This is a genomic window from Kyrpidia sp. (genome assembly GCF_023512215.1).
In the GTDB taxonomy this organism is placed as follows: Bacteria; Bacillota; Bacilli; order Kyrpidiales; family Kyrpidiaceae; genus Kyrpidia; species Kyrpidia spormannii.
Map to the genome: position 1 here is coordinate 63,285 of NZ_JAILZZ010000011.1, position 8,331 is coordinate 71,615.

An 8,331-nucleotide genomic window follows, 5' to 3' on the forward strand; every position below is an offset into this window, starting at 1 on the left:
GGACGCCACTGACCCGCGGCAAAAGGTCCCGGTCATGCCGAGGGATAACCCTGCTTTAGGAAAAGACCTCTTGTCCGGACTGACGAAATGGCAAGGGGTCTTTTCGTCTTTCCGACCAAAAGACGGACTCTTTCCTCCAGATTTATGATGAAAGGGAAAGAGAGGGAGGTCCAGTGGCGTCTGTAGAGCGGCTATGGCGAGATTTGATGGAACTGGCCACCATCGGGGCCGGGGCCGGTCGGGGCATCACCCGATTGGCTTTTTCCCAAGATGATCTTCGGGCGAAGATGTGGGTGATCGAGCGGTTTAAACAGGCCGGGCTTCAGGTTCATCAGGACTCTTTCGGGAATGTATTTGCCCGGCGCCCCGGGCGAGTGGCGGGGCCCGCCGTTGCGGTGGGATCCCACTTGGATACGGTGGTGGCCGGCGGAAAATTCGATGGAGCCTTGGGAGTTCTGGCGGCGCTGGAGGTTGCCCGATCATGGAACGAGTCCGGGCTGGAAACTGAATTGCCTTTGGAGATTGTGGTGTTTGCAGCGGAGGAGTCCGCCCGGTTCGGCGTCTCGACCCTTGGCAGTCGCGCCGTGACCGGACAACTGAACGGGGGCGATTTGGATACAATCAGCGACCGGAACGGAGTCCCGCTCAGTCGAGCCTTGGAACAGGCGGGGTTTGATCCTCGGAGCGTTGCGAGTTGCGTGCTTCCCCCGGGAAAGTACGCTTGTTTTGTAGAGCTTCATATTGAACAAGGGCCGGAGTTGGAGCGGCTTGGGGTCCCGGTGGGATTGGTCACGGGGATTGCTGCTCCCACGCGGTTTCGGGTGACGATAGAAGGCACGGCCCTTCATTCGGGAACGGTGCCCATGGGCCGGCGCCGGGATGCCTTGGTGGCCGCCGCGCAATTGGTGGAGGCGGTGGAGGCGATTGCTCTTTCCGAACGAGACCACTGGCTGGTGGGAACGGTAGCGTCTGTGGACGTGTTTCCCGGGAGCACCAATACCATCCCGGGCCGGGTGGAAATGCGGGGCGAGTTCCGAAGTACTTCGAGGGAGGTCAAAGACCGGGCCATGGATCGTTTCCTCACGTATTGTGAGGAAGTCCGTCAGACCCGGGGTGTTACTGTGGAGGTCTCGATTGTGCAGCGAGATGACCCGACGGTGATGCACGAAGGATTGATTGAAGAGCTAGAGCGCACATGTCGCGAACTCGAAGTCCCGTACCACCGCATGCCAAGCGGGGCCGGCCACGATGCCATGAACATGGGGAAAATCTGTCCGGCAGCGATAATCTTCGTGCCCTCCCGGGGTGGAGTCAGTCATCACCCGGACGAATGGACCGACCAAAAAGATCTCGCCCCAGGCTTGGCTGTGCTCGATCGGTTTTTGACCCGCTTGACCGGGGCGGCCGTGGCGAAGCGGCCCGGGATCGCCGATCTTGGCGATGTCACCGTAGGCGGGCGAACGGATGGACACGCCATCCATTCGGATGGGGGATTGACATGAGCGCGGACCTGCACCAGGGCCGGATTGTCCTGAATGAATGGGTGGGGCGTCGATACAAACACATGGTGGTGGAGGCTCCGGATGCGGTGGTGGCTGTACCGGGACAATTCTTTCACCTTCGATTATCATCCCAGTGGGATCCCCTCTTGCGCCGACCGATGAGCATCTATGGAATCGACGAGGACCGCGGGTGGGTAGAGTTCTTATACCATGTGCGGGGGCGGGGGACCGCTCTGTTGGCCGGGTTGGTCCCGGGAGATACCCTTGACTTACTTGGCCCTTTAGGGAGAGGATTCTCGCTGGACTCCGCGTGGAGGGGCATTTTGCTCGTGGGGCGGGGCGCGGGATTGGCGACCCTTGCTCCCCTGGCGGAGCAAGCTGTTCAATCCGGGATGGACGTTTTCGCCATTTTGAGTGCGAGAACTCCTGATCGACTCGTGTCCGTCGATCGGCTGCACGAGCTAGGGGCCCGGGTGGCCACGGTGACGGATGTCGAGGGCACCAGCGAGGTACACGTGGTGGAAAGCATGGTCCGCGAGATCCTACATCGGGAGTCGGTGGACGCGGTCTTCACTTGTGGATCCCGGCGATTGACCAAGCTGATGCAACGTCTTGCCGACACGCATGGGATACCCGGGCAAGTTGCCCTCGAGGAAAACATGGGATGCGGCCTGGGCATGTGTTACTGCTGTGTCAAACCTTTTTTCAGAGAAGGACGGGTGTATCCCCTTCGCGTCTGCCGGGAAGGCCCGGTGTTTTCCCTTGCCGAGGTGATCGTGGATGAGCTCTGATCGTTTGAGTGTGCAGGTTGGTCCCCTTCGTCTCAAGAATCCGGTTATGCCGGCATCCGGTACCTTTTCTCCAGATTTGGCCGAATGGATCGATTTTGATCAATTGGGGGCGCTGGTCACCAAGAGTGTGACTTGGTATCCCAGGGCGGGTAACCCCGGCCCCCGCTGTATCGAGACGCCCGCCGGCATGTTGAATGCGGTGGGCATCCAAAACAAAGGAGTAGAAAATTTTATAATCGATCAGCTTCCCGTTTATCGCCGATGGAAGACTCCTTTGGTGGTGAGCATCTCGGGGGAAAGTCCGGAAGGGTATGCCCGTTTGGCCCACCGTCTCACCGTTCCTGGCGTTCAGACCATCGAGGTGAATATTTCATGTCCCAATCTTGAAGTGGGAGGCTGGTCTCCGGCCATGGAAGCCGACGGGACGTATCGGACCATACGGGCGGTGCGGGAGGCCACAGATCTTCCAATATGGGCCAAATTAACGCCAAATACCGGGGATATGGTGTCGGTTGCCCGGGCGGCCCAGGAGGCCGGGGCGGACGCCTTGGTGGTGGCGAATACGCTGATTGGTATGGCGATCGACCCGCATACCAAGAGACCGAAGCTCGGCAATGTCACGGGAGGGTTGTCCGGCCCGGCGGTGAAACCCATTGTTCTTCGCATGGTGTACCAAATTTATCCGCACGTGAACATTCCCATCATCGGGTGTGGGGGCATCTCTAGGGTGGACGATGTCCTGGAGTATCTGCTTGCGGGCGCCCGGGCCGTTCAGGTGGGGACATATAATTTTGTCAACCCACGCGGCATGACGGAAATCATCCGTGACCTCGACGAGTACGTCGAACGGGAAGGGCTCAAATCGATCACCGAAATTGTCGGTCAGGCCAATAAGGGACGGATTTTCAGCGCCAGTTGCAGTTGCAGTCGATCTTCAGAGTCGTAAGGGTTGAGACCGGTCAAGGTCTCTACGCGCCCGAGGCGATACTTTAGGGTATTGACGTGAATAAACAAAGCCTGGGAGGTGGACGTGAGGCTCCCGTTGTGGGCGAAATACGCTTCCAACGTCTCGATCAGGTTCGTATGGTTTTTTTGATCGTAATCCTCCAGGCGACCGACGGTATCCCGGTAAAATCCCGACATCTCTTCTGGATTAAAACCGGTCAGGAGGCGGTAGATACCCAGATCCCAGAATGTGGTGATACGGCGCCGGGCTCGACCGTCGGCGCCGAAGGAGGAGGCCTGGCAGGCCTCCCGGTACGCCACAGGGATTCCTTGCACACCGGGGTAAATGCGGCCGAGTCCCGCAACAAGATCAAACTCCGTCCAGTGTTTTTGGATATCCTGAAGCAAATTGGACAGGAATGATTCGTTGGATGAGTCGACTTTTTTCTCTTCCTGGGAATCCTGTTGTGGGACATTTGTCACGGGTAATAGAAGAATGACCCGATTGCCTCGAACCCCTACCGCCGCCCCAGATACCCGTTGCTGAACGGCATCCTCAATCTGTCGCGCCAACTCCGACAAGAGACGTCCCTGAATGTCCCCCTCGCTTGACCGATCTCGCATGCTTTTCGCGGACGTCTCGGACTCCCGAGGGAGCAAGCTGATCACGGCTACACAAAAGTCTTGATCCAAGTTCCATCGAAACACTCGCCCCCTGGAGATCAATTCGTCGGGGTCACCGCGACCAGCGAGAACATCTCCCAAAAATTCACTCTTGTAGCGTTGCTCGACTTCCATGGCGGTTTTTTGTTTCATGAGTTCTAGAGCCACTAGGGCTGATGCCCGCTCCAGCAACATGTAATCCCGTTCTTCTATATGTCCTTCTTGCGGCCACAGGGTGAGGCAACCCTCTAGGATTCCGTGCAAAACCAAGGGGGCGGCAATGCACTCCATTGTTTCTTGGTCCAAATCGCGTTGGATGGGGGTGAGCCGTGCAATCTCCCGAAGTGTATGTTTATCCTCTGCAGATAACGGCGATATCTTCCGGCTTTCCAGGCGACCGTACCAACGGATGGCGTCATTTTCAAAGGTGAGGGGTTGACGAAGCACCGAGGCCAAGGACCTCAAGAGAAGATCCAGTCCTGCTCCACTAAACGCGATCTCGGTTAGCCAACGCATATCTCGTTCCAAGTCGACGAAAGACGTTGAATTATCCCTGAGCAGTTCGCGCATTAACGGGTTCATGATGTCGAGATACGTGATGTCTCGGGGGATCTCCAACAGGGGGAATCCGGCTTGGTCCGCTTCTTCCACCATCTCCGGCGGGACAGAGTCCACATAGCGCCGGGTTTTGACCGCCAAGGCGCAGGCACCCCGGTCCGCTAAATCCCGGATCAGCCGACGTCGGGCAGCTGGATCGTTTCGCAGTGCATACAGACTGGTCAATAGCAGATCATCGCCCTTGAGCCACTCGGTGATATCAGGGACTTCCATGACGGTGACGTGGCGAAGGGGCCGGTCCAACCCTCGGGCGCCTGCCACCACCCGGCACAGTCGAAGGCCTTCGCAATGAAGTGCTTCGCGCAGGGTGAAGGACAACCGAATCGCCTCCTTACGCCAGACATCATACCACAAAGTGGACCTTTCGGCGCTGCGGGGGCCATATGGGTATCCCCGCCGTTCACGAATCAGTTCTTGGGGGAACGCTATACTGGGGAGGCCACCTTTGCACAGGCCCCGTTCGCTCTTTGCGATCTACATGCTTGGTCAGGTATACTCCGTTGGCGGGCACTATCTGCGGCGAAGCCGTTGTCGGCTCCGTGTGGATTGTTGATGACCGACAAAGAGCAGGCAATGGTTTTGGCCGATCGTCCAACAGACAAAGCGGGGTGTAGCGGCTATATTCATGGTAAGTAAAAAAACATAACAAAGCGGTAACAGATCGGAGGGAGGATTCGTGGGAGTTTCGGCATCGGGTGTACAGGTTCCAAAGGCCGGGATGGAACCGGAGCAAAAAAACCGGGTTACACCGTATCACTGGAAGGTGTTGTGGTCGTCTGCAATCGGTTATGCGATGGACGGTCTGGATCTGATGATCCTTTCGATGGTTTTATCCGCCATGATCAGTGATCTTCATTTAACAACCGCCCAGGCCGGGGGGATCGCCACCGTAACTTTGTTCGGGGCCGTCATCGGCGGGATTGGCTTTGGAATACTCGCCGACGCCGTGGGTCGGGTGCGGACTTTCACGTGGTCAATTGTTATCTTCGCCGTTTTCACCGGGCTCACGGCATTCGCGACGAACCTGACCTGGGTGAACGTGTTCCGGTTCATTGCGGGCCTGGGGCTCGGTGGAGAATTTGGGATAGGGATGACCTTGGTGACTGAAACCTGGCCGGCGCGGTACCGGGCCCGGGCCACTTCCGGGGTAGCTCTCGGTTTTCAGGTAGGGGTAGTGCTGGCGATCCTGACATCATTGTGGATCCAACCGCTGTTCGGGTGGCGGGGCGTGTTCTTCGTCGGTATCATTCCGGCGTTATTCGCGGCTTGGGCGAGGCGGAGTCTCAAGGAGCCAGACTTGTGGCAGCAACGGACCCAAGGTGCGCGTTCGGTCCCTTTGTCGCTTTTGTTCAACACCCCCCGAGCGGCGGCCTCCACGGTGGGGTTAACGATTCTTTGCAGTGTGCAAAATTTCGGATACTATGGGATCATGACTTGGGTGCCGACGATGTTGGCCAAGCAACTCGGGTTTTCGTTTAATAAGTCCGGCGTATGGACGATTGTGACCGTGGTGGGGATGATGATCGGCATTGTCGTATTCGGCTGGCTGGCAGACCGATGGGGACGCAGACCGTCTTTCATTCTGTTTCAGTTGGCCTCGGCGGCGGCGGTGTGGCTGTACACACATCAGACCATTCCGGTGGCGCTGCTGATCGGCGGGGCGATCATGGGGTTCTTCGTCAATGGAATGATGGCCGGGTACGGTGCCCTCATCGCCGAGAGTTATCCTACAGAAGTACGATCGACGGCGGAAAATGTTACATTTAATGTGGGACGAGCCATTGGGGGGCTGGCGCCGTTCGTCATCGGTTATCTGGCGTTGCACCAGTCCTTGAGTTCGGCGATCGGGGTGATCTCCGGGGTGTATGTTGTCGCGGCGTTGACCACTCTGTTGTTGATTCAAGAGCGAAAAGGAGCCGAGCTAACGTGACCGGTTTGGCATAAGGGGGTTTGGACAGGATGTTTGATCTGATTCTTCGGGGCGGGCAGATTGTGACGCCCCGGGAAACGTACCGGGGAGATATCGGGGTTGTCGACGGCAAAATCGCCGCAGTCGGGATGCTGGAAGGCGCCGAGGCCGGGCGGGTGTATGATGCCACCGGGCGGTTTGTGCTCCCGGGCCTCATCGACGAACACGTACACAGCCGGGACCCCGGACTCACCCACAAGGAGGATTTTGCTCACTCCACCCGGGCGGCGGCGGCCGGCGGGATCACCACGATTCTGGAGATGCCCAACTGCGTACCACCTGTGAGGGACGCGGATCATTTTTACCGTCGGGTGGAGGAAATCGCTCCCAAAGCCCACGTGGATTATGGGCTTTACGGGATTGTGTTGGGGGACGAGAACCTGGAGGCGCTCCCGGGGCTCGCCGAGGCCGGGGTGATCGGGTTTAAGTTATTCTGGGGTTATGCCTTGGACCGCAGGAGCTTGGCCCTTGTGTACGATGCAGCGGAGGGGGGCGACATCGTCCCGCCTCCGGATGTAGGGCAGATTTTTGAAGCCTTTCGGGTGATCGGGGAGCTGGGGCGGGCGGTGGCTGTCCACGCGGAAAACCGGGAACTCATCGCCCGGCAGACTCGGAAGGAGAGGGCGGCGGGGGAAGCCGATTATGCTGCATTTTTACGTTCCCGGCCGGCGGTGAATGAGCGGTTGACCACGGAGGCGGCCATGGCGCTGGGCCAGGCGGCGGGGGTGCATGTGCACATCCTCCACATGACGTCGGCGGACGGGGTGGAGGCGCTGGCTGAAGCGCGGCGGCGGGGGTGGTCGGTAACTGGCGAGACCTGTCCGCATTATTTAACGCTGACGGATGAGGATTGGGAGCGGGTGGGGGTGCGGATGAAGATTCTTCCTCCGATCCGCCAGCGCGATCATCAGAAGCGGCTTTGGGAGGCTCTTCGATCGGGAGAACTGCAGGCCGTCGGATCGGACCACTCGCCCCACACCGAGGAAGAGAAAAGCGGGGACATCTGGAGTGTGCCAGCAGGGTTTTTGGGCGTTCAGACTATGGTGCCGTTGATGCTTGACGCGGTGGTGCGGGGGAAGTTGAGCCTCAACCGGCTGGTGGAACTCATGGCGGAAAACCCCGCCCGGATCTGGGGATTCTACGGGGTAAAAGGCGTGATCCGGCCCGGCGCCGACGCTGATTTTACCGTGGTGGACTTGGATCGGACGTGGGTGGTGCGGGGCGAGGATCTGTATTCGAAAAGCCGGGTTCAGCCTTATGAGGGCCGGTCCGGTCGCGGGGCACCGGTGGCCGCCTTCGTGCGGGGGGTCCAGGTGATGGAGGACGGCCGGCCGATCGCGGGTCCGGTGGGGCGGCTGGTGAAGCCGGGGGTGTGAGGGAGACCGGTGGACGGGCTGGGTCGAGCCCCCCGGGAGGACAGGCGTCGGGAATGGGTCGTCTCAATGTGGGGAAGTCTGTCGCCGGCGGACTTGAGGAAGCCGCCCATCTCTGTGATGCCGAGGCTGGGGCGCAGCGCCGCATCCGGCAATGAAAAATTGCGCATTCCCAAGCGTGCGGGCGCATGGGGGCGAATGAAGCCGGTTTCTCTGCCGAATTCGGGGATCGCCCGGGTTGTGTCCGGGCCCTCAAAGGGCCTATAATTCTCCTCGCTGCCCCGATGGGCTCACCCCCGGGGCGGCCGGAAAATGTGCGCGGCAGACGTCGCGGGCGTTTCCACGAACTACCGGTTGCATCATCAGCCGGGATTTGATAAAGTATCTCTTGTCGCCGCTCGAAGCGGCACCTCGATCCTTGAGAATCAAACAGTACGCCACTGTTAGCCCGGATGAATCTTTTCACGGAG

General features: G+C 59.1%; 6 protein-coding genes. 5 read left to right on the plus strand and 1 reads right to left on the minus strand.

Annotation, left to right across the window (positions count from 1 at the left end; genetic code table 11):
• Window positions 1–173: 173 nt before the first annotated feature.
• The 3 genes from K6T64_RS06425 to K6T64_RS06435 are packed head-to-tail and all read left to right on the plus strand — an operon-like array spanning window position 174 to window position 3,239.
• Window positions 174–1,502 (plus strand): Zn-dependent hydrolase, encoded by a 1,329-nt coding sequence (locus K6T64_RS06425; RefSeq protein WP_288009125.1) that lies wholly within the window; start codon window positions 174–176, stop codon window positions 1,500–1,502.
• Complete coding sequence (locus tag K6T64_RS06430) at window positions 1,499–2,293, plus strand: dihydroorotate dehydrogenase electron transfer subunit (RefSeq protein ID WP_100667935.1); 795 nt, start codon at window positions 1,499–1,501, stop codon at window positions 2,291–2,293. Before K6T64_RS06425 ends, K6T64_RS06430 begins: the two co-directional genes overlap by 4 nt.
• Complete coding sequence (locus K6T64_RS06435) at window positions 2,283–3,239, plus strand: dihydroorotate dehydrogenase (RefSeq protein WP_288009126.1); 957 nt, start codon at window positions 2,283–2,285, stop codon at window positions 3,237–3,239. The genes K6T64_RS06430 and K6T64_RS06435 overlap by 11 nt, the downstream gene beginning before the upstream one ends.
• Here K6T64_RS06435 and K6T64_RS06440 read toward each other — a convergent pair.
• On the minus strand, window positions 3,176–4,837 hold the full coding sequence (locus K6T64_RS06440; protein WP_288009129.1) for a PucR family transcriptional regulator: 1,662 nt from the start codon (window positions 4,835–4,837) through the stop codon (window positions 3,176–3,178). The genes K6T64_RS06435 and K6T64_RS06440 overlap by 64 nt on opposite strands.
• A 358-nt stretch (window positions 4,838–5,195) precedes the next feature.
• Here K6T64_RS06440 and K6T64_RS06445 point away from each other — a divergent pair, with 358 nt between their 5' ends.
• On the plus strand, window positions 5,196–6,449 hold the full coding sequence (locus tag K6T64_RS06445; RefSeq protein WP_288009131.1) for an MFS transporter: 1,254 nt from the start codon (window positions 5,196–5,198) through the stop codon (window positions 6,447–6,449).
• Between the two features lie 29 nt (window positions 6,450–6,478).
• Complete coding sequence (gene allB, locus K6T64_RS06450; protein ID WP_288009132.1) at window positions 6,479–7,864, plus strand: allantoinase AllB; 1,386 nt, start codon at window positions 6,479–6,481, stop codon at window positions 7,862–7,864.
• The last annotated feature ends 467 nt before the right edge of the window (window positions 7,865–8,331 follow it).